The following is a 23,479-nucleotide window of genomic DNA, read 5'->3' on the forward strand; positions in this document are numbered from 1 at the left end:
CCGGGTGGGTGCTACTTGGTGTTGACGGTGATCTTGGCGATGCCGACGACGAGCTTGTCGGTGACGGCGTCGGTCTTGAAGGTGCTGTTCAGCAGCGATGCGGCGTCGGGGCTGATCTTGACCGTGGTGCCCTCGAGGACGGCCTTGTCGCCCTCCATCGCGAGGGGCTTCAGGGTCGTGCCGTCGAGGTTGAAGATGTAGACGTCCTTCATGACCTCGCCGTCGCCGACCTGGACCGAGCCGGTGAGGCGGCTGGTGCCGGGGTCGATGACGAAGTCGGTGAGCTTCACGACGGTCGAGCCGGCGGTGAGGCTGATGCCGGAGCCGGAGTGGTCGATCTCGCCCTGGACGTAGGGGCGGTAGGACTGCTGCGGGTCGAAGTACTTCACGTTGCCGCCGGTGATGGGGAACGCGAGGGTGCCGGTGGCGCCGTCGAGGGTCGCGGTGCCGATGACGCCGGGGGTCAGGCCCAGGGTCGTGAGGGCGCCGGTGAAGCCGGAGTCGAGCGTGACCTTGGTGTCGACGCCGGTGAGCTTCGGGATCGTGGCGAGAGCGGTCGGGTTCGCCTCGGTCGTCGCGGTCGCGGCGGGCTTCGACGAGGACGAGGAGGACGAACCGGAGTCGGAGGGGGTCGAGCAGGCCGCGAGGCCGACGACGAGGAAGCCGGCGGTGGCGAGGCCGAAGACGGACTTGGTGAGGTTGCGCATGATGATTCCTTCGCTGTGTGGGCTGGGATCCACCCGGTTCCCCCGGGCGACACAGGGACTTCGGCGCCGCGGCGGATCGGGTTGGGGCGGGTTCTCCATTCCCAGGTTCTGGCCAGGTTCGCGGGGCGCTCCCCCGGGATCACGGGGAACCGCCGCCCCCGTCGCCGATGCGGGGATTGACTTCCGACTGTCGGCGACATATCGTCGATGCATCGCGACAGCACGCCGCGATCCCCACGCATCCCGACCGGAAGGAGCGCGACATGCGCACCCACGACCAGAACCCGCACCACGACCACCACGACCACGACCGCGACGGCGTCCCCGCCGACCGCCACGAGCCCCGCAGGCAGCACCACCGCGGCGGACGCCCGCGCATCATGCCGGGCCACCCGCTCGCGCGCGGCTTCCGCCCCGGCGACGGCCCCGGCTTCCCGGGGTTCCCGGGCATCCCGGGCATGGGCGGCTTCGGCGGCCCCGGATTCGGCGGTCCCGGATTCGGCCCGGGCCGCGGACGCGGCGGACGGGGACGCGCCCGCCGTGGCGACGTCCGCCTCGCGATCCTCTCCCTCCTCGCCGACGCGCCGTCGAACGGCTACGGCCTCATCACCGGCATCGCCGCGAAGACCGAGGGCGCGTGGCGGCCGAGCCCCGGATCCGTCTACCCGACGCTCCAGCAGCTCGTCGACGAGGACCTCATCGCCGCCGACGAGACCGGGGCCAAGAGCGTCTACTCCCTCACCGACCAGGGCCGCGCCCACGTCGAGGAGCACCAGGCCGAGATCGACGCGGCTTGGGCCGCCACCACCGACAGGTCCGAGGGCGAGGACGCGTTCCAGACGAGCCTCATGAAGCTCATGGGCGTCGTGAAGCCGCTGATGCACGACGCGACCGACGCCCAGCGCCAGGCCGCGGCGGCGAAGCTCGACGAGACGCGGCGCGCCCTGTACGCGATCCTCGCGGACTGACCCGGGCGCACGCTCCCCGCACGACGACGGCCCCCGCATCAGCGGGGGCCGTCGTCGTGCGTCGGGGCGGATCAGCGGATCGCTGCGCCGGTGTCGAGGTCGTCGCCGGCCTCCAGGTCGGGCCCGTCGGACTGGGTGATGTCGATGCCGAGCCCGCCGTCGGCGTCCTCGTCGTCGAGCGCGGTCGCGTCCTCGTCGTCGAGCGGGACGACGCGCTCGGCGTCGATGGCCTCCTGCGCCTCGCGGGCGTCGGTGCCGACGAGCTCCTCCTCGTCGATGCCGGTGTCGTCCAGGTCGCGGTCGGCGGGGTCGCGCGGGTTCTCGATGTCGCTCACGGTGCTCTCCTCTGCTGGTCGATGCGGCGCGGTGGCGCCGTGCCTCGACGCTACGCGCCCTGGCTCCGCGCGTGCTGGCCCGGTGCGTCCCGGGAGCGCCGCACGGGGACCCGGATCACCCCGCGTTGACGGTGATCCGGTGCCAGCCGGTCGCGCCGTCGGGGGCGGGCGGCGCCTCGTCGGCGGTCTGCGTGGCGCCCGTCGTGTCGGTGGCGCGCACCTCCACGCTGTGGGATCCGCTCGCCGCATCCCACGCGTACGACCACTGCCGCCACGTGTCCGCACCCACGCCGTCGCCGAGCGTCGCCTCGACCCAGTCGCCCTCGTCGACGCGCACCTCCACCTTCTGGATGCCGGTGTGCTGCGCCCAGGCCATGCCGGCGATCGCCGTGCGGCCGGCGTCGACGCGCGCGCCGGAGCGCGGGGTGTCGATGCGCGAGCCGGTCTTGATCGGGCCGCGCTCGGTCCAGCCGCGCGTCGACCAGTACGCGACGTCCTCGGCGAACGTCGTCACCTTGAGCTCGGTCACCCACTTCGTGGCGGAGACGTAGCCGTAGAGGCCGGGCACCACCATCCGCACGGGGAAGCCGTGCTCCTGCGGCAGCGGCTCGCCGTTCATGCCGACCGCGAGGATCGACGCGCGGTCGGGATCCGTGAGCGCCTCGAGCGGCGTGCTCGCGGTCCAGCCGTCCTGGCTCGTGGAGAGCACCATGTCGGCGCCCGCGGTGGGCCGGGCGCGCTCGAGCAGGAGGCGGATGGGGTAGCCGAGCCAGAGCGCGTTGCCGATGAGGTTCCCGCCGACCTCGTTCGAGACGCAGGTGAGGGTCGTCACGTGCTCCTCGAGCGGGAGGGCGAGCAGCTCGGCGAACGTGATCTCGACCTCCTGCTCGACCATGCCCGTGATCCGCAGCGTCCAGGAGGAGGCGTCGACCGACGGCACCTGCAGCGCGGTGTCGATGCGGTAGAAGTCGGCGGCGGGCGTGACGAAGGGGGCGAGGCCGGGCACGCCGAGCTCGGCGGTCGCGGGGATCGCGGCGGCGGGAGTCGTCGCGCGCGGCAGCACGAGGGTGCGGCGGAAGTCGTCCACGCGGGCGGAGGCGGCGTTGATGCCGCGGGCCACGGATCCAGCGACCACGGACGCGGCGCCGGCGACGACCGTCATGAGGAGGAAGGTGCGGCGCTCGACGCGCGCGCCGGATCCCGGGGTGAGGGGCGCGCGCTGGGCCGGGCGGGCGATGCCGCGCACGGGCTCCGCGGTCTGCGCCGAGTAGGAGGCCGAGCGGGTCGCGGCGTCGCGCCAGTCGCGGAGGCGGTCGGCGCCGCGGTGGAGGACGAAGACGCCCGCGATCATGCCGACGACGGTCGGGATCGCGGCGGCACCCGTCGCCCCGGCGCGCGTGGTGGCGGCGAGCACGGCGACCCCGGCGAACAGGGCCAGCACCACCACGCCGAGCGGCGGACGCCGCACCTGCAGGATGCCGGCGAGCGCGGCCGCGGCGAGCACCACGAACCCGAGCACGACGATCAGCGCGACCTTGTCCCCCGTGCCGAACACGGCGATCACCGCGTCCTTGACGCCCGCGGGCACGAGGTCGATGACGAGCGCGCCCACCGCGAGCACCGGGCTCGCGGTCGGCGCCACGAACGCCGCCGTGATCTCGGCGACGGCCAGCACGGCGAGCGCCGCGACGATCCCCAGGAACGCCGACCACGCGCGGAGGGCGGCGCGGGTCACGAGGCGACCGGCTTGCTGTACGGCAGGATCACGTCGAAGCGGCAGCCGCCGTCGATGTTCTGGACGGTGACGTCGCCGTCGTGGGCGCGGACGATGCCGCGCACGATCGCGAGGCCGAGGCCCGCGCCGCCGCCGCCGGACGCGTAGCCGCCGTCGTGCGAGCCCTCCGCCTGCACGGCCGGATCCGGTGCCGCGGCCTCCGCGGACGCGGCGGGGAAGTCGGGTCCGAGGGCGGCCTTCGCGGCGGCGCTCGCGCCGTACGCGCGCGGGGTGCGGGATCCGGTGCTCCGCCAGCCCGCGTCGAACACGCGTGGGAGGTCGGCCTCGGGGATGCCGCCCGCGGTGTCCTCGACGGAGAGCACGGCGAGGTTGCCGGAGTCGCGGTGCGCGGAGATGACGATGCGGCCGCCCGGCAGCGACTGCTGGATGGCGTTCATGACGAGGTTGCCGACGACGCGCGACAGCTCGCGCGGATCGCCCTGCACCACGAGGTCGTCGTGCGCGGTGACACCGCGGAGATCGACCTTGCGCGCCTGCGCGACCGGGCCGAGCTCGGCCACCGTGTCGCTCACGACGTCGTAGAGGGAGACGCGCTCGACCGCGAGCTCGAGGCTGCCGGAGTTGATCCGGGACAGCTCGAACAGGTCGTCCACCATGCCGTTGAGCCGGTTCGCCTGCACGCGGATCTGCCGGAAGTAGCGGTGCACGTCGTCGACCATGCCGTCCTCGAGGGACTCGGCCATGGCGCGGATGCCGGCGAGCGGCGTGCGCAGGTCGTGCGACATCCACGCGATGAGCTCACGGCGGCTGCGCTCCTGCGCCTCCATGCGGTCCCGGGCGTCGGCGAGGCGGCGGTTGGCGGCGCTCAGCTCGCGGGCCAGCTGCGCGAACTCGGTGCTGGTGGGGCGGCCGGGCTCGACCGCGGCCTCCTCGCCCATGGACGCGGCGTACCGGCCGAGCTCGCGGCTGCCGCGCACGAGGGTCATGCCGAGCATCGCGGCCATCACGAGGGAGACGAGCGCGGAGACCGCGGCGACGGAGAGGAAGGCGGTGAGGCCGGCGTCGTCGACGAGCATGCCGGCGGTGACGGCGACCATGCCGCCCACGACCGAGAGCACGGCGGCGAGCGCGACCACGCAGATCTGGAGCACGAGCGACCGGCGGCGGAGCAGGCGCAGCAGCACGCTCGCGCCGAGGCCGACGATGGCGGCGCACACCAGCGCCGTCAGGACGACGATGAGGAAGGAGTCGGCGGTCACGCGTCGTCCCCGGCGGCGGCGGGGGCGGATGCGGCGGCGGCGTCCGCGGCAGGGTCGTCGGCGACGGCGGCAGCCCCGGGAGCAGGCGCGGCAGCGGCATCGGGCGCGGCAGCGGCATCGGGCGAGGCCGCGACGGGCGCCGCGGCGTCCGGGTCGAACCGGTAGCCCACGCCCCAGACGGTGCCGAGGAGCACGGGGTGCGCGGGATCGGCCTCGATCTTCTCCCGCAGGCGCCGCACGTGGACGGTGACGGTGGAGAGGTCGCCGATCTCCCAGCCCCACACGGAGCGGAGCAGGTCGTCGCGGCCGAAGACGCGGCGCGGGTTCCGCAGCAGGAAGGCGAGCAGATCGAACTCGCGCGAGGTGAGGGAGAGCATCGCGCCGGCCTGGTGGATCTCGCGCGCGCCCAGGTCGAGCACGAACGGGCCCGCCACGAACGGCGGCTCCGGCACGGCCTCGGGCACGGTGCGGCGGAGCACGGCGCGCACGCGCAGCACGAGCTCGCGCGGGGAGAAGGGCTTGGCGAGGTAGTCGTCGGCGCCGGCGTCGAGGCCGTTGACGCGGTCCTCGCCCTGCCCGAGCGCCGTGAGCATCACGACGGGGACGGGCGAGTCGGGGTTCTCGGCGCGGATCCGGCGGCACACCTCGAGGCCGTCGAGCCCGGGGAGCATGCGGTCGAGCACCACGAGGTCGGGCATCCGCTCGGTCGCGACGCGCACGGCCTCGAGGCCGTCGGCCACGGTCTCCACCTGGAAGCCGGACGCCTTGAGGTACCGGCACACGACCTCGTTCACGGTCGGGTCGTCCTCCACCACGAGGATGCGGCGGCCGCGGAGCGGATCCTGCCGGGTCGCATCGGGCCGCGCGGCGTCGGGGCGGGCGGTGTCGGCGCGCGCGGGGTCGTAGGTGGGGCTCACCCGGCCAGACTATGCGCGCTCCCTGGGGCCGGACCCGCGCGGTGTCCGGCTTGCGAGCGAGCCGTCACCCCTGCGCGGACGCCCACCCGCGTGCTCCTAGGCTCGACGGATGACGGAAGCGCTCGTGGACGTGGTCCTCCCCTGCCTCGACGAGGAGGGGGCCCTGCCCTGGGTGCTCGGCCGGCTGCCCGAGGGGTACCGCGCGATCGTCGTCGACAACGGATCCACCGACCGCTCCGCCGAGGTCGCCCGGGAGCACGGCGCGCTCGTGGTCGCCGAGTCGCGCCGCGGGTTCGGGGCGGCGGCGCACGCCGGGCTCGAGGCGGCGACCGCGCCGCTGGTCGCGTTCTGCGACGCCGACGCGTCGATGGATCCGGCCCTCCTCCCCCGCGTCGTCGACCCCGTCCGCCACGGCGAGCGCGACCTCGTGCTCGGCCGCCGCGTCCCGTCCGCGCGCGGCGCGTGGCCGCTTCACGCGCGCATCGCGAACCTGGAGCTCGCGCGGCGGCTGCGGCGGATCACGGGCGTGCCGCTGCACGATCTCGGGCCCATGCGGTGCGGCCGGCGGGAGGATCTGCTGGCGCTCGGGATCCTCGACCGGCGCAGCGGCTATCCGCTGGAGATGCTGCTGCGGGCGTCGGCCGCCGGGTGGAGCATCCTGGAGGTGGACATGCCGTACGCACCGCGCGTCGGGCGGTCCAAGGTCACCGGCACCGTGCGCGGGACCGTCACCGCCGTCCGCGACATGTCGCGCGTGCTCGCCGAGGCGCGGGCCGCCGCGGCGGGCGCCCACCAGGCACCGGGAGGATCCGCATGACCGCCGTCGTCGTCATCGCCAAGGAGTGCATCCCCGGTCGCGTGAAGACGCGCCTGCATCCGCCGTTCACGCTCGAGGAGGCGGCCGAGCTCGCCTCCGCCGCCCTCGCCGACACGCTCGCGGCCGTCGACGACGCGGCCCCCGAGCGCCGCGTCCTCCTCTTCGACGGCACGACGCCGCCCGCCGAGGCCGCCGGCTACGACGTGATCCCGCAGGTGGCGGGCGACCTCGACGAGCGCCTCGCCGCCATGTTCGACGCGCTCGACGGTCCCGTCCTCCTCGTCGGCATGGACACCCCGCAGCTCACCGCCGACCTCCTCCGTCCCGTGCTCGACTCGTGGGCCGACGGCGCCCGCGGACCCGACGCGTGGTTCGGCCCCGCGAACGACGGCGGCTTCTGGGCGCTCGGCCTCCGCGAGCCGGACGGCGCGCTCGTGCGCGGCGTGCCCATGTCGCGCGACGACACCGGAGCCGTGCAGCTGTCCCGCCTCCTCGACGCCGGGCTCGACGTCGCGATGCTGCCCGAGCTCACCGACGTGGACACCGTCGACGACGCGCGCGAGGCCGCCGCCGCCGCACCCGCCCATCGCTTCGCCGCCGCGCTCCGAATCCTGATGACCGGCCCGGGCATCCCCGTCGCCGCCGCATCGCACGCCGCACCGCAGAGGGATCCCGCATGAGCCTGGCAGTCGACCACCCCGAGGACCGCGCGACCGCGCGCGACCGCACCTTCGGATCCGGTGGCGGCGAGCCGTACGCCCGGGCGCTCCGCGACTCCGGCGAGGTGCTGTTCCTCTCCCTCACGGCGGACGACGACAGCGCCGAGGTCATCGACATCAGCCGGTGGAGCGCCGACGCCGACGCGGTGGACGCGAGCCTGCTCGCCGACGCCTGCGGCCCGGTGCTCGACATCGGCTGCGGCCCGGGCCGCATGGTCCGCGCCGCGATGGACGCCGGGCTCGGCGCCCTCGGCATCGACGTCTCCCCCACCGTGGTCGAGATGGCCGCCGGCCAGGGCCTCCCCGTCCTGCACCGCTCCGTGTTCGAGCGGCTCCCCCGCGAGGGCGGCTGGGGCACGCTCCTCCTCCTCGACGGCAACATCGGCATCGGCGGCGACGCGGGCGCGCTCCTCGTCCGGTGCGGCGAGCTGCTCGACGACGAGGGCGCGCTCGTGGTGGAGACCCACCCGGATCCCTCGCGCGACCGCACGTTCGAGTGCACGGTCGAGGACGGCCAGGGCCGCGCGAGCGATCCCTTCCCCTGGGCGCAGGTCGGCCGCGACGCGGTCGCGCGCCTCGCCGAGGACGCGGGCCTCGCGCCCGCTCAGTCCTGGGTGACCGGCGGCCGGTCCTTCTCGCGCCTCGTCCGCGCGTAGACCACCGCGACCACGGCGGTCGCCACCGCGGTGGCGACCCACATGAGGGCGAGCCGGGGCGCGTAGTCGGCGATGAGGATCGTCGGGTTGTCGTTCCCGATGGCGCGCGCCCGGATCTCCGGGATGACGACGACGGTCATGACGGCCATCACGATGACGCCCGCCTGCACGATCACGAGCGCGCCCGGTGGCAGCCGGCGGCCGGCTCTGCGCAGCAGGAGGCCCGCGACGAACACGACGGGCGACAGGATCGCGTCGTGCACGAGGATCGCGACGAGCAGGAAGACGGCGACGCCGACGACCTGGTCCGGACGCTGGGAATCGAGGAGCACGAGCGCGCCGAGGACGAGGCCGGCGACGCCCACCGCGACGAGCGCGATCCGGGCCGCGAGCACGCCGCGGGATGCGGGCGCGGGGACGGTTCGTGTGCCGGTCATCACATCGCCTCCAGGGTCGAGAGCCACTTGGTCTGCAGCACGCCGGGCCGTCCGGGCGCGATCATGCGCGCCGGGTAGCCGTGCTGGATGTCGAGGGGCGCGCCGTCGAGCTCGAGCGCCACGAGGGTGAGCGGGTCGCGCACGTACTCGGGCCCCATCTCGGTCCGGCGGAAGCCGCCGCGCTGCTCGAGGCTCGTGACCCGCAGCCGCGCGCCGGGGTCGGCGCCGACCGCGTCCATCAGGTCCGTCAGGCGCACGCCGCGCCAGGTCGCCGACTGGCTCCAGCCCTCGACGCACGCGATGGGGAGCGTGGCGGTGACGAGCTCCATGGCGCGCAGGTCGTCCATCGTGAAGGCGCGCGACGCGGATCCGGCGGAGACGGTGAGCGTCCATCCGGGATCCACCGCCGTCTCGGTCACACCCGCGGCCTCGGCCGTGCGGTTGACGGGGAGCGCCTGCGGGCCGGTGCCCATGACGCGCGGGCCGAAGGCGTTGAACGGGGCGAGGAGCCGGAAGGACTGGCCGGCCGTGAGCCCCACGACCGCGGCCACCGATGCGCCGACCGCGACGAGGAACCCGCGGCGCGCGACGGGCGCAGGCGCGACGGGCGCGCCGTCGATCCAGGCGGTGACGCGGCCGGTGAGGCCGCGAGGAGCGCGCGCGTCGCGCGCGGCGGGATCCGGCGCGTCGTCCACGATGGGCGACTCGTCGGCCTGCCCGCGCCGCCAGTGGCCGGCGATGGCGGGCAGCTTCACGCCGATGTGGATCGCGAGCGAGCCGATCACCACGAACGCCAGCGCGTAGTGCGTCTGCCGGAAGTAGAAGGGGAACGGCACCCACTGGAAGGTGTTGAGGAGGCCCATCGTCACCTCGAGGAGCGATGCGCCCACGAACACGGCGATGGACGCGCGCTCCAGGAACGAGACGACCCCGGTGACCGGCGGGTACGTGAGCAGCTCGGGGAAGACGATCCAGAGCTTGGCGAGCAGCAGCGGCACGCACGCGATGCCCGCGGTGATGTGGATGCCCTGCGTCACCCGGTACAGCGAGACGGGCGCGGTGGGGAAGCGCATCCACGGCAGCGGGTCCTGGAGGAAGTGGCTGTAGAGGCCCGTGCCGAAGCAGACCAGGAAGGCGAGGCCCAGCAGGCGGCCGATCACGACCGCCATCCGGGTCGTGCGGGCGGGCGACGCCAGCCGGCGCCGTGCCTCGTGCATCAGCGTCCGCATGGGGGCCTTCCTTCGCCTGCCGGACGACCGGTGACGCCCGGTCGGCGGTCGTCGAGCCGCGCGACGTCACAATGGGGTGTGCGCACCGCCCTCACCGCCTTCGTCCTGCTCGTGATGTCCGTGCTCACCGGGTGGTCGGTGATCGCGTTCGATCTGTTCGGCGACGCCGACGACGAGGCCTTCTTCCGTCGCGAGGGTGCCGCGCCGTTCTTCTGGCTCGTGGTCGTCATCTGGGTGGTGTTCGGAGCGGCGGTCCTCCTGGTGCGGAAGCTGCCGGCGAGAGCCGCCGTTGCGCTCATCATCCTCGGATCCGTGGGTCTCGGCGGCGCCGCGCTGGTCGGACCGCCGAACACCAGCACTGATTCCGCGCGATACGCGTGGGACGGCATCGTGCAGAACGCGGGCGAGTCGCCGTACCGGTACACGCCGGCCGATCCGGAGCTCCGCGACCTCCGGCCCGAGTGGCTCTATCCGAAGACCGTCGTCGGGTCGGACGGGGCCGCCACCTGCGAGGGGAAGCGGATCATGGGCGTCCGCGAGGAGGAGACGCACGAGCCCATGTGCACGGCGCTCAACCGCCCGAAGGTGCCGACCATCTACCCGCCCATGGCCGAGCTGTTCTTCGCGGGCGTGCGCGCGGTCGTGCCCGTGGGCGCCGAGTACGCGGCGTTCCAGGTCGCGGGCCTGGTGATGATGACGGCCGTCACGCTCCTGCTCCTGCGCGCGCTGCGGAAGCGCGGCAAGCCGCTGTGGTGGGCGGCGCTCTGGGCGTGGTGCCCGCTCGTGGCGAGCGAGGTCGTGACCAACTCGCACGTCGACGCCCTCGGGGTGCTGCTCGCGCTCGCGGCGTCGCTGCTCGTCGCGGGCGGGATGCGCTGGCGCGGCGGCATCGCGCTCGGGGCGGCGATCGCCACCAAGCTCATCCCGGTCATCGCGGCGCCGGCGCTCCTGCGGAAGCAGCCGTGGAAGGTGATCACCGCGGCGGTCGTGACCTTCGCGCTGCTGTACGTGCCGTACGTCATCAGCACCGGGATCGCGGTGCTCGGCTACCTGCCCGGCTACCTGCAGGAGGAGGGCTACGACGACGGCGGGCGCTTCCCCCTCATCGAGCTCGTGGTGCCGGGGCGGTTCGGGCTGATCGCGGTCGCGCTGATCCTCGCGGTGACCGCCGGGCTCGTCTGGCGGCGGACGGACCCGGCCGATCCCTGGCTCGGCCAGCTCGTGATGATCGGCGTCACCCTCCTCGCCGTCAGCCCGCGCTACCCCTGGTACGCGCTGCTGCTCATCCCGTTCATCGCCATGACGGGCCGCGGCGAGTGGTTCGCGGTGGTGGCGGCGCTCGCGCTGCGGCTCTTCGCGCCGGACGAGGAGGCGTGGCAGATCGCGCTCGGGGCCGCGCTGGCGATCGTCGTGGTCGGCTCGCTCGTGCGCCTCGGGCCGGACGGGCGACGGCGGCTCGTCCCGGCGGCCGTGCGGCGGCGGCTGGGCCGGGATCGCGTGCCGGCCGACGGACCTCCCGCGCGCTGACTCAGCTCCCGCGCGGGATCCGCGCGCGCAGGCGCTCTCCGGCGGCCGGTCGGAGCGCGGCGAACGCGGCGGCGTCGAGCTCCGCGGTGACCTCGGCGCCCGCGTCCGGCATCAGCTCGGCGGCGTCGGTCGCGGCGAGGCGCAGGGTGACGCGGATCCGCCCGGCCGCGGCCTCCACACGGCGGACGACGCCGGCGATCTCGACGTGGGTGGTCTCGACGTCGGTGGTCTCGACGTGGGTGGTCTCGACGTGGGTGGCGCGCTCGGGCCCGGCGTCGGATCCGCGCGCCAGTCGCACGTCGGCGGGCGCGGCAAGCAGCACGACCCGGCGCCCCACGGCGTCCCGGCCCTCCACGCGGTTCATGCCCACGAGCCGGGCGACGTACGCGGTCGCGGGCCGGGTCGCGACCTCCGTGGGCGCGCCCTCCTGCACCGCGCGGCCGTCCTCCAGCACCAGGATCCGGTCGGCGAGCGCGAGCGCGTCCACCGGGTCGTGCGTCACGAGCACGGCCGCGCCGCCGAACCGGCGGAGCTCCTCGGCGAGGAGGTCGCGCACGTCGAGCCGCGTGCCCGCGTCCAGCGCCGCCATGGGCTCGTCGAGGAGGAGCAGCGGCGGCTCGAGCACGAGCGCGCGGGCGAGCGCGACGCGCTGGGACTGGCCGCCGGAGAGAGCCGCCGGCCGCCGGTCGGCGAGGGGCGCGATCCCGAGCCGGTCGAGGAGGGCGCGGGCGCGGCCCTCGGCCTCCGCTCGCGGGACGCCGTGCGCGCGCGGACCGAAGGCGACGTTCGCCAGCGCCGACAGGTGCGGGAAGAGCAGGTGGTCCTGGAAGACGACGCCGATGCCGCGGCCCTCGGCGGGGATCCGCGGGGCGCGCGCATCCGCGTCCTCGAGCACGCGGCCGTCGAGCGCGACACGCCCCGCGGTGAGCGGCACGAGCCCGGCGAGGGCGCGCAGCAGCGTCGACTTCCCGGCGCCGTTGGGGCCGACGACGGCGGTCGTGGATCCGGCCGGGACCCGCAGCGCGACGTCGAGCCGGAAGGCGGGGCGCTCGACGACGACGCGGGCGTCGAGCCCCCGGTCGTGCGCGGCGCCGCTCACGCGTGCACCCCCGAGGTCCACCGGTCGCGCAGGCTGACGAGCACGACGACCGACACCGCGAGCAGCACGAGGCTCAGCACGACGGCGGCGTCCGGATCCGTCTGCAGCGCGAGGTAGGCCGACAGCGGGATTGTCTGGGTCACCCCCGGGAAGCTGCCCGCGAAGGTGAGGGTGGCGCCGAACTCGCCGAGCGCGCGGGCGAAGCACAGCACCGCGCCCGCGCCGATCCCGGGGGCGACGAGCGGGAGGGTCACCCGGCGGAGCACGGTCCAGCGGCTCGCGCCGAGCGTCGCGGCGGCGTCCTCGAACCGGCGGTCGGCGCCGCGCAGCGCCCCCTCCACCGCGAGCACGAGGAACGGCATGGCCACGAAGGTCTCCGCGATCACCACGGCCGGCGTCGTGAACGGGATCGTGATGCCCGTCAGCGCCTCGAGCGGTCCGCCCACGAGCCCGCGGCGCCCGAGCAGGAGCAGGAGCGCCACGCCGCCGATCACGGGCGGCAGCACGAGCGGCACGGTCACGAGCGCTCGGAGCATCCGCTGCACCACGGGCGGCCGGCCCGCCGAGCGCGACAGCACGAACGCGAGCGGCACCCCGAGCAGGAGGCTCAGCGCCGTGGCCGCGAGGGCGCTGCCGAGCGAGAGGCCGAGGGCGCGCGCGATGCCCGGATCCGCCAGCCGCTCCCCCAGCGTCGCCCACGGCGCGCGCACCACGAGCGCCGCGAGCGGCAGCACGAGGAACGCGAGCGCGACGCCGGCCGGGATCCAGAGGAGGGCGGGCACGCGGTCGGCGCGCTCGCCGGCGTGGACGCGCGTTCGGATCCGCGCGCGGGCCGTCACGCGCTCAGGGCGCACGGAACCCCGCGGCGTCGAAGCGGACGCGGGCGGCATCGCCGGCCACGAAGTCGGCGAAGGCCGCGGCGGCGGCGGGCGACGCGGATCCGGCGAGCGGCGCGACGACGCAGTCGGTCGTCACGTTCGCCTCGTCCGGCAGGGGCACGCCCTGCACCCGATCGCCCGCGGCGCGCACGTCGGTCTCGTAGACGACCGCCGCGTCCACCTCGCCGAGCTCGACGCGCGTGAGGGCGGCGCGCACGTCCTGCTCGAGCGAGTCCGGCTGCGGCGCGACGCCCGCCTTCGTGAACGCCTGCGCCGCCGCGGCGCCGCACGGCACCTCGGGCGCGCAGAGGGCGAGCGTGCGACCGGCGTCGGCGAAGTCGGCGAGGCCCGTGATGCGTCCCGGGTTCCCGGGCGGCACCGCGATCTCGAGGGCGTTGCGGGCGAAGACGCGCGGGCCTGCCGCGGTCTCCCCCGCGTCGGCCACCGTCCGCATCGTCGCCGTGGAGGCGGACGCGAACACGTCGGCGGGCGCGCCCTGCACGATCTGCTGCGCGAGCGTCGAGCTGCCGCCGTACGAGACGGTGACGGTCACGCCCGGGTGCTGCGCCTCGAAGTCGGCGACGACCTGGTCCATGCTGCCGGTGAGCGAGGCGGCGGCCTGCACGACGAGGGCGCCGGAGATCGAGTCGGGAGCGGGATCGGGGACGCCGGCGGGAGTGGATCCGCCGGCGGAGCAGCCGGCCAGGAGGAGCCCGGTGGCCAGGACCCCGGTGGCGAGCGCCCCCACGACGACCGCGCGCACGCGGCGCATCAGGCCCGCCCGCCCGTCAGCGACTCCGGCGCGAGGGCCTCGACGCCCACGTTCGTGGCCTTCACGGTCGCGACCGCGGGCGAGCCCACCCCGAGGCCCAGCTCGTCGGCGGCCTCGCGGCTGATCAGCGACACCACGCGGAACGGCCCCGCCTGGATCTCGACCTGCGCCATCACCCCGTCGCGCACGACGCGCGTGACGATGCCGGGCATCCGGTTGCGCGCCGACGCGAGCGGCGCGCGCGAGGAGGACGCGGCGAGCGCCCCGTCCGCCGCGAGCTCGGTCGCGAGGTGCGCGAGCTGCACGCCGTCCACGAGGATCAGCCGCCCCTCGCCGCGCACCAGGTCGAGCCGCCCCGCGTCGGCCCAGCGGCGGAGGGTGTCGTCGCTCACGCCGATGAGCGCGGCAGCCTCGCTCACGCGGTAGCGGGTGGGCGCGTCCGCGTCGCGGGATCCGGATGCCTCGTCGGCATCCGCGGCTCGACGGGGCGTCCTGTCCCTGTTCTGCGTCATGCATCGATCCTACGGACCGCGCACGCGGCGCGCGACGAGACGCCCGATCCGCCGCGCGTCGGGTCCGCGGCGGGGCGCGCGTAGCCTGGACGCATGAGCACCTCGCTGGGGATGCCGGCCATGCCGCGTCCCGCCGCCGCGCCGGGTCCCGCCCGGCCCGACGACCCGGCGCTCCTGGACACCCACGGCCGCCGCGCGACCGACCTCCGCATCTCCCTCACGGACCGCTGCAACCTGCGCTGCACCTACTGCATGCCGGCCGAGGGCCTCCCCTTCACGCCCGACCGACAGGCGCTGCAGCTCGCCGAGATCGAGCGGCTCGTGCGCATCGGCACGCGCGACCTCGGCGTGCGGCAGGTGCGGTTCACGGGCGGGGAGCCGCTGCTGCGCCGCGACCTGCTGGAGATCATCGCCGCGTGCGCCGCCCTCCCCGACCGGCCCGAGATCTCGCTCACCACCAACGCCATCGGCCTGGCGTCCCGCGCGCAGGCGCTGAGTGACGCGGGGCTCGACCGGATCAACGTCTCGCTCGACTCCGTGCACGCCGAGACGTTCCGCCTCATCACGCGCCGCCCGTTCCTCGACCGCGTGCTCGAGGGCATCGACGCCGCGGCGGCCGCGGGGCTCGCGCCCATCAAGATCAACGCCGTGCTCGTGCGCGGCGTCAACGACGACCAGGCCGCCGACCTCCTGGAGTGGGCGGTCGCCGGCGGACACCAGCTGCGCTTCATCGAGCAGATGCCGCTCGACGCCGACCACGCGTGGGACCGGGCCGAGATGATCACGGCGGCCGAGATCCGCGGGCGCCTGTCGGAGCGCTTCACGCTCGTGCCCGACGACGATCCACGCGACGGCGCCCCGGCCGAGCTCTGGCGCGTGCACTCCCGCGAGGGCGGCCCGGGCACCGCGATGCTCGGCCGGGTGGGCGTCATCGCGAGCGTCACCGAGCCGTTCTGCGCCGATTGCCGCCGCACCCGCCTCACCGCGACGGGAGGCGTCCGCAGCTGCCTCTTCTCGCACACCGAGACCGATCTGCTCGCGCCGCTGCGCTCCGGCGCCTCGGATGCCGAGGTCGCCGACCTCTGGCGCGGCGCGATGTGGGCGAAGCCGAAGGGCCACGGCATGGACCAGGCCGACTTCATCCAGCCCGCCCGCTCCATGAGCGCGATCGGCGGCTGACGTGATCGTGCCCGTGGAGCTCTTCGCCGCCGCGTCCGCCGCGCTCGGCCGCACGACCGACGCGCTCGACCTGCCCGACGGCGCCGTGCTCGGCGACCTCGTGGACGCGCTCGGCGCCCGGGCCGCGGCGTCCGAGGATCCCGCGAACGCCGCGGCCGTGCTGGCCCGCTGCACCTACCTCCTGGAGGGCGTCGCGACCACGGATCGCGACGCCCCCCTCACCGCGGGCAGCGCGGTGGACGTGCTGCCGCCGTTCTCGGGCGGCTGACGTCGATCAGTAGCTGTCCGTCACCGTGAGCTGACCGTTCACCACCTTGAGCCGCTGCGCGACCTGGAACGTGTCCTGGTAGTCGTGCTGCTCGGGGGTCGGCTCGAAGGAGTAGCTGGTCTGGTACTTCTCCTCCACCTGGCCGCTCGTGGTGGAGATGACCCCGATGGAGCCGTCGTCCCGCACGATCACCTTCAGCTCGGGCATGCGCGTCACCGTGTACGAGACGTTCGACACGTTCGAGTAGTAGTACGGACCGCTGAAGGGGCATTCCGACGGGAGCTTCGCGTCCGTGCGGGCCGCGCACGATGTGATGGTGTCCTGCACCAGCTTGGAGGCGTCGGCCGTGAGCTTGTCCGTACCCGCCAGCGACAGCGAGACGGGCACCGTGCCCGCGTCCGCGACGGTGACGTCGGCGGTCGGCGCGGCGAAGTAGTCGGTGCCCTCGACGGCGATCGTGTAGTCACCGGGGAAGGCCGCGAAGGACTGGACGCCGCCGCCGTAGCCGGACGCGTGCGCGACCTGGCCGATGGGGATCCCGTCCGCGGTGATCTTCGCCCCTTCCAGAGCGGCGGGTGCCTGGACGACGACCTTGCCCCCGAGGGAGGAGGTGACGCGCCACTCGTCCTGGATGAGCCACGACGTGCTGACGCGCGTGAGACCCACCTGGGTCGTCCGAGGATCCGTGCCCTGCTTGTAGGTGACGGTCGCCGTCGCCGTGTCGCCGTCCTGGTGGACGAGGCCGAGCTGCACGTCGGAGATGCGCGTCTTCGCGGACTGCAGCACCTGGTCGGTGAGCATGCCGGAGCCGATCCCGTCGATCTGGGCGAGGGTGCCCGCCGTGCTGGCGTCCCCGTCGGCGATGGCCTGGACGAAGCGCTGCGCCGTGGAACCGGGACCCCAGACGGTGGAGCGGAGCACGCCCCCCGTGATCGACAGCGCGACGATGAGCAGGACGACCGCACCGCCGGCGATGGAGGAGCGGATGAGGATGCGGCGCCCCCGCGGGGACAGCGCCCGCGGCGCCGGCAGACCCGCGACGGCCGGGGCCGGCGCGGTGTCGGTCGGCTCGCCCGCAGGTGCGTCGCCTGCCTGCACCGCTCCCGCGGCGGACGCGGCGGTGGCCGCCCCGACCCCGGGCGCGTTCACGGGACGCGCACGCGGGGTCCACGCGGCGACGGCCGCGGCGTCCCTGCCCACGAGTCGCGCGATGAGCCCCGTGAGCGGGGCGGGCGTGACGGCGAGGACCCGCGGCGCCACGAAGCGCGCCACGGTCTCGATGGCCCCTCCCCAGAGGGCGAGGATGACCGGCAGCCACGGAGTGAGGCCGATCGATCCGTCGCCGTTGACCGTCGCGACGTGGACGCTGACGACGGCCGTCCCGAGGACGAGCCCGAGGATGCCGAGCACGAAGTAGGCGGCGGGAGTCGCGGCCCAGTCGACGCCCCGGCGCGCCACCGCACCGCGGCGGATGGCGAGCGCGATGCCCGCGACGAACGCGAGCAGCACGGAGAGCAGCACGAGGAGCCAGATCGACGCCGGGCCGCTGAGGACGGAGAGGTCGGTGTTGCCGGCCTGGTAGCGGGAACCGGCGGCCGACTGCGCGACCTGCACGAGGAAGTCGGACGGGGAGGCCGTGGCGAACATGCTCACGGCGGCGAGCACGACGGCGAGGTTCCCGAGGAACAGCGGCAGCGCGGCGCCGGGTCCCGAGGAGCCGGCGAAGGCGGATCCGATGACGATGACGACGGCCGAGACGACGACGAGCGCTCCGAGGTGGCTGGCCGCGACCCGCAGGGTGCCGAGGCCGGCGGCGATCACGGGGTGCAGGCCGGTGAGCCATCCCGGACGCGCGAGGAGGGTCGCGGAGACGCCCACGAGGAAGGCCACGAAGACGGATCCGACCGTGGTCGCGGAGATGTCGCCGATGGAGACTCCGCTCGACGCGGGGATGCGGAAGGCCAGGAGGAGGCCGAGCACGAGGCTGATGACCGCGAGCACGAGGCCCGAGATGACGGATCCGGCGAGGCGCACGCGGAACGGCTGATCACGGCGCCCGGCGTACCGGGCGACGAGCACGAGCGCGAGGAGCTGCGCGAGGCCCACGGTGACGGGCAGGACGCCGACCGACAGCGATCCGGTCACGGGGACGATCACCTGGAGGGCTCCGGAGACCCCCAGCCGACCGAGGTCGGCGAGCGAGATGAGCTGGGCGGGGCCGGCGAAGATGTTGCCGATGGCGCCGAGCGCGTCGGGGATGCTCGGCGTCGACATGCCGCCGGAGGAGCCGGAGGACGCGCCCGAGCCCGAGCCGGAGCCGCTGTTCGAGGCGATCGCGACCGCGATGGTGAGGAGGAGGCACACGACGCCCACCAGGTAGGCGGCCACGTAGGCACCGGCGCCGGCGACGACCGCCACGATGCGATCGCGCACCGTGAGGCCGCGGAGGGCGTCGACCACGGGGTTGGGCCGATGCGGTGCGGCGCCGGTCGGGGAGACGCCGGTCGGGGAGACGCCGGTCGCGGGGCCGACGGTCGGGGGGACGCCGATCGGGGGGACGCCGATCGGGGGGACGCCGATCGGGGGGACGCCCGCGGAGGCCGCGGCCGGCGGCGGGAGAGCCGGGCCGCCGGCCGCGGCTCCCGTCTCGGAGGCCGGAGGCGGCGTGGCGGGCTCCGGCGTGACCGGCTCCGGTGTGGCGGGCTCCGTCGCGGACGGGTCGGGTGTGGGTTCGGACACGTGGTGCTCCTCTGCGTGGCTGCTGTACGACTCAGACCGGGGCACCGACGGGTCGTGCCCGCTGATGCACCCGGCGGTGCAGCCGGAAAATACCAGCGAATGCGAAGGTGCTGCACTGATTCTCCCCAGGCGCACGTGCAGGCCGCGCACGGCCGCGGAGACGGGTCCCGGCGGCGGGCCGCGGACGTCGGAATCCGGAACGGGGGCGCTCCGCGGAGGAGGACGGGGGCGCCGGGCTGCGGATTAGGCCGCGTCGCGCGCGGCGAGCAGGGCGCCGAGGACGGCCGCGCCCTGGTGCGCGTCCGCCACGGTCACGAGCCGCGCCCGGCCGCCGCGCAGCCGGACGACGAGCCCGGATCCGGATCGCGTGACGTACGCGACGCCGCGCCCCGAGAGCCGCAGACCCCAGCCGCCCCACTCGCCGGGCGACACGTCCTCCCAGCCGCCGGACTCGATCCGGTCGAGGGGCACGCGCATGACGGGGATCCGCGTCCACGACGACGTGACCCGGAAGCCGCGGGCGTCCACGGTGACGTCGACCCGGGCCAGGACGAGGACCGCGAGACCCGACACGACCAGCGGGATGGAGGAGAGCGCGGCGGTGCCCACGTCGATGCCGGACGTGCTGATGCCCGCCACGATGCCGGTGACCACGACAGCCGCGCCGATGCCCGCGAACCACGCGCTGCCCGCATGGGCTCGCCAGGCGATCCGGGCCGTGGCGGTCACCGGGAGCGCCGGCACGTCGTGCGCGGGGACGGGCGACGCGTGCCGCACGAGCACGATCAGTGGGATGGCGGCCGCCAGCGCGCCGACGCCGAGGAACACGACGCTCCACCACATGGGGAACGTGCCGTCGCCGACCGAGCCGGCCATGGCGATGCCGATCCAGCCCGTGGCGAGGCTCCCCGCGAGGAGGTTGACGACGAGCAGCACCGTGGCGGCGGTGCGCCGGTCCCGCACGCGCAGCGCGGCGACGGCGAGCGCCGTGCCGAGGAGGGCGAGGCCGAGCGCGGCGGCGAGCATCGGCCACGGCGAGCTCCAGCCGTCGGGGCTGCCGTCGGCGGCGAAGTGGACGGCGATGCGGGCGGGCAGCTCCGGCGCGAGCAGGACGGCCGCGACGCCGAGCACCAGCGCGATGACGGCCGCGGGGGCGACGACCGCCACGCGCGCGCCGAGGGACAGGGGGAGGGACGGGGGCGTCGTGGCGGTCATCGTGCTCCCTTGATCATGGTGAGGAGGTCGTCGAGGGGCACCCCGAGGGTGTCGGCCTGCGCGCGCAGCTCCTCGACGAGCGAGCGCATCCGGTCGAACGAGGCGTTGCCCGAGCGGATCACCGTGGCCCCGCGACCGCGTCGCAGCTCGATGAGCCCGTCGTCCTGGAGGCTCGCGTACGCCCGGAGGACCGTGTGCATGTTCACGTCGATCGAGGCCGCGAGATCGCGCGCCGACGGCAGACGCTCGCCGCTCGCGAGCTCCCCGCGCGCGATGGCGTAGCGGATCTGCGTGGCGACCTGGTCGGCCAGCGACGCCTTCGCCGCGGGATCCACAGTGATGAGCATGTTCGCATTATATGCGAACAATGCATGTCCGCACCAGAGGGCGCGCATCACGCCGACTCGCGCACCACCAGCTGATGCCGCACCGTGCGGATCACCTCGGGGCCGGAGCGCGGCAGCTCCCCCGCGATCATCGCGACCGCGAGATCGAGCGCGTTCCGGGCGAGCTCGTCGAGGTCCACCGCGAGCGTCGTGAGCGTGGGCGCGAGCAGGCGGCCGATCGACAGGCCGTCGATGCCGACCACGCGCACCTCGCCCGGCACGTCGACGCCCGCGCGGCGGCACGCGGAGAGCACGCCGAGGGCGCACACGTCGTTGAAGGCGACGATCGCGTCGGCGGTGCGCGGCCGGGCGACGATCCGCTCGGTCGCCTCGGCCGCGGCCTCCGCGGTGGGTGCGGATGCGCGCACCACGGACGCCTCCATCCCGCGCGCCGCGAACGCGTCGACCAGCAGCCGGGCGCGCGCGCTCGGACCGACGGCCACGGCGGCGTCGAGCACGACCGGATGCGCGACGCCCGCCGCCCGCAGGTGGTCGGCGAGCGCCTCGACGGCGCCCGAGGGATCGAGGAGGACGGCGGCGCGCAGGGGCTCGCCGCGCGGATCCAGCTCCACGACGGGCACGGAGCCGAGCCGCGCGATCCACTCGCCGGCGCGGGAGCCGAGCGTGCCGATGACCGCGTCGGTCTGCGCGCCGAGCGCCTCCACCATGCGGTCGGAGTCGGCGGCGAGGCCCACGTCGGCGAGCGACACGTTCCAGCCGCGCGCCGCCGCGACGCGCACGACCGCGGACGCGAGCTCCGGCGACCACGGGTTCCGCAGGTCGTCGACCACGAGGCCGAGCTGGTGGTCGCCGCCCGTCACGAGGCCGCGGCCGAAGCGCGACGGCCGGTAGGCGAGCTGGTCGGCGACGTCGAGCACCCGCCGCTTCGTCTCCTCGCTGATGCCCGGCATGGCGTTCATCGCGCGCGTCACGGTCTGGCGGGAGACCCCGGCGGCGGACGCGACGTCGTGGATCGTGGCGCGGCCGGCCGGGTCCCTCGCGGGCTCCCGGCCGGACGCATCCGCTCCGCTCAGCCGCGCAGGTCCAGCCACGCCACCTGCTCCGGGGTGAGCTCGACGGAGAGGCCCTGCATCGAGGAGCGGACCTCCGAGATGGTGCGCGGTCCGAAGAGCGGGAAGGTCGGGAACGGCTGCGCGAGCACGTACGCGAGCGCGATCGCCGTGGCCTGCACCCCGTGCTCGGCGGCGAGCTCCTCGGCCCGGCGGAGGCGCTCGAAGTTGTCGTCGCCGTAGTAGCAGCGCACGAGCTCCGGGTCGCTCAGGTCGTCCGGGCGGGCGCGACCGGTGAAGAAGCCGCGGGCCTGCGACGACCACGGCAGCAGCGGGATCTGCCGCTCCTCGAGCCAGGCCTTGGAGGCCGGATCCGTGACGTGCACGCACCCCGCCCACGGCACGTCGTACGCCTCGGCCAGGCCGAAGTGGTCGCTCAGCGCCTGGAAGCCCGCCCGCCCGTTGGCCTGCGCGTAGGCCTGCGCCTCGTCGAAGCGCTCCGGGGTCCAGTTTGAGACGCCGTAGGAGCGGATCCGCCCGGCGCGCTGGTGCTCGTCCATCACGTCGACGAACTCCCCCACCGGCACGTCGGGGTTGTCGCGGTGCATGAGGTAGATGTCGGCGTAGTCGGTGCCCTGGCGCTCGAGGCTCTCGAGCAGCTGCCGCGTGAGCGAATCGGGGTCGCAGTGCGGGGTGTGGGCGCCCTTGGTGATGACGACCAGGTCCTCGCGGATGCCGCGGTTCTGGATCCACCTCCCGAGGCGCCCCTCGAGCACGCCGCCGCCGTAGATGTAGCCCGTGTCGAACGCGTTGCCGCCCTGCTCGACGAAGTGGTCGAAGATCGCCGACGCGTGGGCGAGGTCGGGCTGGTTGTCGACGCCCATGACGAGGCGCGACATGCGCTTGCCGACGCCGGGGATCTCGCCGTACAGCATCGGGCTGTCGTCGCGCACCCGGAGGGGCCGGCCCGAGACGGTGGGGATGTCGGCGTCCTCCGCCTCGAACGGGTAGCGGAGCTCGAGCGCGGCGCGCCAGCGGTCGAGCGTGCGCGCGGTGGCGAGCGTCTCGTCGAGCGTCATCTGCGCGGCCTCGCCGAGACCGGCCGCGAGCGCGTCGGTCGTGGCGTCGGCCTCGATCGCGTACGGCTTCGCGCCCGTGAAGGTGAGCGTGCGCGGCTCCTCGCCGACGACCGAGATCTCGATGGTGGGGGCGTCGCCGAGGGTCCACGGGTCGTTGAGGTGGATGCGGCCGCGGGATCCGTGGATCGTGAGCGCCTGCGGCTCGTCGAGCGCGACGCCCGTGCGGAGCGTGGCGGTGATGCCTGGCCGCCCGGCGCCGCCGCGATAGGTGGGGCGCGCGACCGACCACTCGTCGACGCCGGTCGGGCCGACCGTGCCGTCGACCTCGAGGGTGAGCGGCTCGGCGACCGCGATCCCGGTGGCGGCCTGCACGACGGCGGCCGCGGCGGTGACCGTGTAGCCGCCGACGTCGAGGATCCCGCCGCCCGCGGTCGCGGTGTCGTAGAGCCGGCCGGTGCGGGATCCGGTGCGGAAGGAGAAGGACGCGTCGACGTGGGCGACCTCGCCGATCTCGCCGTCGCGGATCAGCTCGAGGAGCGCCTGGGTCTGCGGGTGGAAGCGGTACATGTACGCCTCGACGAGCGGGAGGCCGGCCGCGCGGGCCGCATCGACGAGCGCCATCGCGGTGCCGTGGTTGACGGCGAGCGGCTTCTCGCAGAGGACGGCCTTGCCGGCGTCGAGGGCGCGGATCACGAGGTCGGCGTGGCCGGTGTGCACGGTGGAGATGTAGACGGCGTCGACGGTCGGATCCGCGAGGACGGCGTCGTAGTCGCCGCCCGTGACGTCGGCGAAGCCGTGGTCGGCGGCCTCGGCGGCGAAGGCCCCGGCGCGTTCGGCGCTCGAGCTGCCGGCGGCGACGAGGCGGGCGCCGCGCGTGCTCGCGGGGAGCTGGGAGAGGAAGCGGCGGGCGATGCTGCCCGGGCCGAGGACCGCCCAGCCGGGAGCGGTCGGGGTGGTCGGGGTGGGGTCGGTCATGGGGAGCCCTTCGCGGCGTCGTCGGCGTGAACGTTCACGACGACGCTACGGGCCGGCGTCC

General features: G+C 75.1%; 23 protein-coding genes. 7 read left to right on the top strand and 16 right to left on the bottom strand.

Annotated features, from left to right (window positions below):
* Positions 1-11: 11 nt before the first annotated feature.
* On the bottom strand, positions 12-707 hold the full coding sequence (locus tag AWH51_RS05190) for a hypothetical protein (protein ID WP_063071052.1): 696 nt from the start codon (positions 705-707) through the stop codon (positions 12-14).
* Between the two features lie 263 nt (positions 708-970).
* On the opposite strand from AWH51_RS05190, the gene AWH51_RS05195 reads away from it, so the two are divergent.
* Positions 971-1,675, top strand: coding sequence for a PadR family transcriptional regulator (locus tag AWH51_RS05195; protein WP_063071053.1), 705 nt, complete (start codon positions 971-973; stop codon positions 1,673-1,675).
* A 71-nt stretch (positions 1,676-1,746) separates the two neighbouring features.
* Here AWH51_RS05195 and AWH51_RS05200 read toward each other — a convergent pair whose 3' ends face one another.
* The 4 genes from AWH51_RS05200 to AWH51_RS05215 form a co-directional block, all read right to left on the bottom strand.
* Positions 1,747-2,010 (bottom strand): hypothetical protein, encoded by a 264-nt coding sequence (locus AWH51_RS05200; protein ID WP_063071054.1) that lies wholly within the window; start codon positions 2,008-2,010, stop codon positions 1,747-1,749.
* 115 nt (positions 2,011-2,125) lie between these two features.
* Positions 2,126-3,745 (bottom strand): molybdopterin-dependent oxidoreductase, encoded by a 1,620-nt coding sequence (locus AWH51_RS05205; protein ID WP_063071055.1) that lies wholly within the window; start codon positions 3,743-3,745, stop codon positions 2,126-2,128.
* Positions 3,742-5,004, bottom strand: coding sequence for a sensor histidine kinase (locus tag AWH51_RS05210; protein WP_063071056.1), 1,263 nt, complete (start codon positions 5,002-5,004; stop codon positions 3,742-3,744). The genes AWH51_RS05205 and AWH51_RS05210 overlap by 4 nt, the downstream gene beginning before the upstream one ends.
* On the bottom strand, positions 5,001-5,921 hold the full coding sequence (locus AWH51_RS05215; protein ID WP_254654485.1) for a response regulator transcription factor: 921 nt from the start codon (positions 5,919-5,921) through the stop codon (positions 5,001-5,003). The genes AWH51_RS05210 and AWH51_RS05215 overlap by 4 nt, the downstream gene beginning before the upstream one ends.
* A 109-nt stretch (positions 5,922-6,030) precedes the next feature.
* On the opposite strand from AWH51_RS05215, the gene AWH51_RS05220 reads away from it, so the two are divergent.
* Genes AWH51_RS05220 through AWH51_RS05230 form a run of 3 tightly spaced genes read left to right on the top strand, consistent with a single transcriptional unit; the run spans position 6,031 to position 8,113 of the window.
* Positions 6,031-6,738 (top strand): glycosyltransferase family 2 protein, encoded by a 708-nt coding sequence (locus tag AWH51_RS05220; protein ID WP_063071057.1) that lies wholly within the window; start codon positions 6,031-6,033, stop codon positions 6,736-6,738.
* A complete protein-coding gene (locus AWH51_RS05225) occupies positions 6,735-7,418 on the top strand; it encodes a TIGR04282 family arsenosugar biosynthesis glycosyltransferase (RefSeq protein ID WP_063071058.1) in 684 nt (227 codons plus the stop codon). Before AWH51_RS05220 ends, AWH51_RS05225 begins: the two co-directional genes overlap by 4 nt.
* Positions 7,415-8,113 (top strand): methyltransferase domain-containing protein, encoded by a 699-nt coding sequence (locus tag AWH51_RS05230; protein ID WP_063071059.1) that lies wholly within the window; start codon positions 7,415-7,417, stop codon positions 8,111-8,113. Before AWH51_RS05225 ends, AWH51_RS05230 begins: the two co-directional genes overlap by 4 nt.
* Here the strand turns inward: AWH51_RS05230 and AWH51_RS05235 are convergent.
* The gene (locus AWH51_RS05235; protein ID WP_063071060.1) at positions 8,062-8,550 is read right to left on the bottom strand and encodes a hypothetical protein; all 489 of its coding nucleotides are present in this window, start codon (positions 8,548-8,550) and stop codon (positions 8,062-8,064) included. The two genes, AWH51_RS05230 and AWH51_RS05235, sit on opposite strands and share 52 nt — an antisense overlap.
* Positions 8,550-9,779, bottom strand: coding sequence for a molybdopterin-dependent oxidoreductase (locus AWH51_RS05240; protein ID WP_063071061.1), 1,230 nt, complete (start codon positions 9,777-9,779; stop codon positions 8,550-8,552). The genes AWH51_RS05235 and AWH51_RS05240 overlap by 1 nt, the downstream gene beginning before the upstream one ends.
* A 78-nt stretch (positions 9,780-9,857) precedes the next feature.
* Here AWH51_RS05240 and AWH51_RS05245 point away from each other — a divergent pair, with 78 nt between their 5' ends.
* Positions 9,858-11,306 carry a glycosyltransferase family 87 protein gene (locus tag AWH51_RS05245; RefSeq protein WP_063071062.1) on the top strand — a complete coding sequence of 483 codons (1,449 nt, stop codon included), beginning with the start codon at positions 9,858-9,860 and terminating at the stop codon, positions 11,304-11,306.
* A 1-nt stretch (position 11,307) separates the two neighbouring features.
* Here AWH51_RS05245 and AWH51_RS05250 read toward each other — a convergent pair whose 3' ends face one another.
* The 4 genes from AWH51_RS05250 to AWH51_RS05265 are packed head-to-tail and all read right to left on the bottom strand — an operon-like array spanning position 11,308 to position 14,567.
* Positions 11,308-12,405, bottom strand: coding sequence for an ABC transporter ATP-binding protein (locus AWH51_RS05250; RefSeq protein WP_063071094.1), 1,098 nt, complete (start codon positions 12,403-12,405; stop codon positions 11,308-11,310).
* The gene (locus tag AWH51_RS05255; RefSeq protein WP_254654486.1) at positions 12,402-13,244 is read right to left on the bottom strand and encodes an ABC transporter permease; all 843 of its coding nucleotides are present in this window, start codon (positions 13,242-13,244) and stop codon (positions 12,402-12,404) included. The genes AWH51_RS05250 and AWH51_RS05255 overlap by 4 nt, the downstream gene beginning before the upstream one ends.
* 4 nt (positions 13,245-13,248) lie before the next feature.
* Positions 13,249-14,055 carry a molybdate ABC transporter substrate-binding protein gene (gene modA, locus AWH51_RS05260; protein WP_063071063.1) on the bottom strand — a complete coding sequence of 269 codons (807 nt, stop codon included), beginning with the start codon at positions 14,053-14,055 and terminating at the stop codon, positions 13,249-13,251.
* Positions 14,055-14,567 (bottom strand): TOBE domain-containing protein, encoded by a 513-nt coding sequence (locus AWH51_RS05265; RefSeq protein WP_063071064.1) that lies wholly within the window; start codon positions 14,565-14,567, stop codon positions 14,055-14,057. The genes modA and AWH51_RS05265 overlap by 1 nt, the downstream gene beginning before the upstream one ends.
* A 93-nt stretch (positions 14,568-14,660) precedes the next feature.
* Between AWH51_RS05265 and moaA the strand changes: the two genes are divergently transcribed.
* Positions 14,661-15,746, top strand: a complete 1,086-nt coding sequence (moaA, locus tag AWH51_RS05270; protein WP_414146345.1) for a GTP 3',8-cyclase MoaA — start codon at positions 14,661-14,663, stop codon at positions 15,744-15,746.
* 1 nt (position 15,747) lies between these two features.
* On the top strand, positions 15,748-16,014 hold the full coding sequence (locus AWH51_RS05275) for a MoaD/ThiS family protein (protein WP_063071065.1): 267 nt from the start codon (positions 15,748-15,750) through the stop codon (positions 16,012-16,014).
* Positions 16,015-16,020: 6 nt separating this feature from the next.
* On the opposite strand, the gene AWH51_RS05280 is transcribed toward AWH51_RS05275, so the two are convergent.
* From AWH51_RS05280 to AWH51_RS05300, 5 genes are all read right to left on the bottom strand, one after another.
* A complete protein-coding gene (locus AWH51_RS05280) occupies positions 16,021-18,474 on the bottom strand; it encodes a hypothetical protein (RefSeq protein ID WP_081234883.1) in 2,454 nt (817 codons plus the stop codon).
* Positions 18,475-18,996: 522 nt separating this feature from the next.
* Positions 18,997-19,968 (bottom strand): DUF1648 domain-containing protein, encoded by a 972-nt coding sequence (locus tag AWH51_RS05285; RefSeq protein WP_063071067.1) that lies wholly within the window; start codon positions 19,966-19,968, stop codon positions 18,997-18,999.
* A complete protein-coding gene (locus tag AWH51_RS05290; protein WP_063071068.1) occupies positions 19,965-20,315 on the bottom strand; it encodes a GntR family transcriptional regulator in 351 nt (116 codons plus the stop codon). Before AWH51_RS05290 ends, AWH51_RS05285 begins: the two co-directional genes overlap by 4 nt.
* Positions 20,316-20,362: 47 nt before the next feature.
* Complete coding sequence (locus AWH51_RS05295; protein ID WP_081234887.1) at positions 20,363-21,406, bottom strand: LacI family DNA-binding transcriptional regulator; 1,044 nt, start codon at positions 21,404-21,406, stop codon at positions 20,363-20,365.
* Entirely contained in the window at positions 21,385-23,418 is a 2,034-nt protein-coding gene (locus AWH51_RS05300; RefSeq protein WP_063071069.1) for an aldo/keto reductase, read from the bottom strand. Before AWH51_RS05300 ends, AWH51_RS05295 begins: the two co-directional genes overlap by 22 nt.
* Positions 23,419-23,479: the final 61 nt, after the last annotated feature.

Source organism: Clavibacter tessellarius, from assembly GCF_001618005.1.
GTDB lineage: Bacteria > Actinomycetota > Actinomycetes > Actinomycetales > Microbacteriaceae > Clavibacter > Clavibacter tessellarius_A.

Excerpts from the sequence above, each read along its gene's own strand:
- AWH51_RS05240 (WP_063071061.1), bottom strand. The coding sequence starts at position 9,779 with ATGCGGACGCTGATGCACGAGGCACGGCGCCGGCTGGCGTCGCCCGCC.
- AWH51_RS05230 (WP_063071059.1), top strand. The coding sequence starts at position 7,415 with ATGAGCCTGGCAGTCGACCACCCCGAGGACCGCGCGACCGCGCGCGAC.
- moaA (WP_414146345.1), top strand. The coding sequence starts at position 14,661 with ATGAGCACCTCGCTGGGGATGCCGGCCATGCCGCGTCCCGCCGCCGCG.
- AWH51_RS05300 (WP_063071069.1), bottom strand. The coding sequence starts at position 23,418 with ATGACCGACCCCACCCCGACCACCCCGACCGCTCCCGGCTGGGCGGTC.
- AWH51_RS05225 (WP_063071058.1), top strand. The coding sequence starts at position 6,735 with ATGACCGCCGTCGTCGTCATCGCCAAGGAGTGCATCCCCGGTCGCGTG.
- AWH51_RS05235 (WP_063071060.1), bottom strand. The coding sequence starts at position 8,550 with ATGACCGGCACACGAACCGTCCCCGCGCCCGCATCCCGCGGCGTGCTC.
- AWH51_RS05285 (WP_063071067.1), bottom strand. The coding sequence starts at position 19,968 with ATGACCGCCACGACGCCCCCGTCCCTCCCCCTGTCCCTCGGCGCGCGC.
- AWH51_RS05195 (WP_063071053.1), top strand. The coding sequence starts at position 971 with ATGCGCACCCACGACCAGAACCCGCACCACGACCACCACGACCACGAC.
- AWH51_RS05265 (WP_063071064.1), bottom strand. The coding sequence starts at position 14,567 with ATGACGCAGAACAGGGACAGGACGCCCCGTCGAGCCGCGGATGCCGAC.
- AWH51_RS05220 (WP_063071057.1), top strand. The coding sequence starts at position 6,031 with ATGACGGAAGCGCTCGTGGACGTGGTCCTCCCCTGCCTCGACGAGGAG.
- AWH51_RS05190 (WP_063071052.1), bottom strand. The coding sequence starts at position 707 with ATGCGCAACCTCACCAAGTCCGTCTTCGGCCTCGCCACCGCCGGCTTC.
- AWH51_RS05290 (WP_063071068.1), bottom strand. The coding sequence starts at position 20,315 with ATGCTCATCACTGTGGATCCCGCGGCGAAGGCGTCGCTGGCCGACCAG.
- modA (WP_063071063.1), bottom strand. The coding sequence starts at position 14,055 with ATGCGCCGCGTGCGCGCGGTCGTCGTGGGGGCGCTCGCCACCGGGGTC.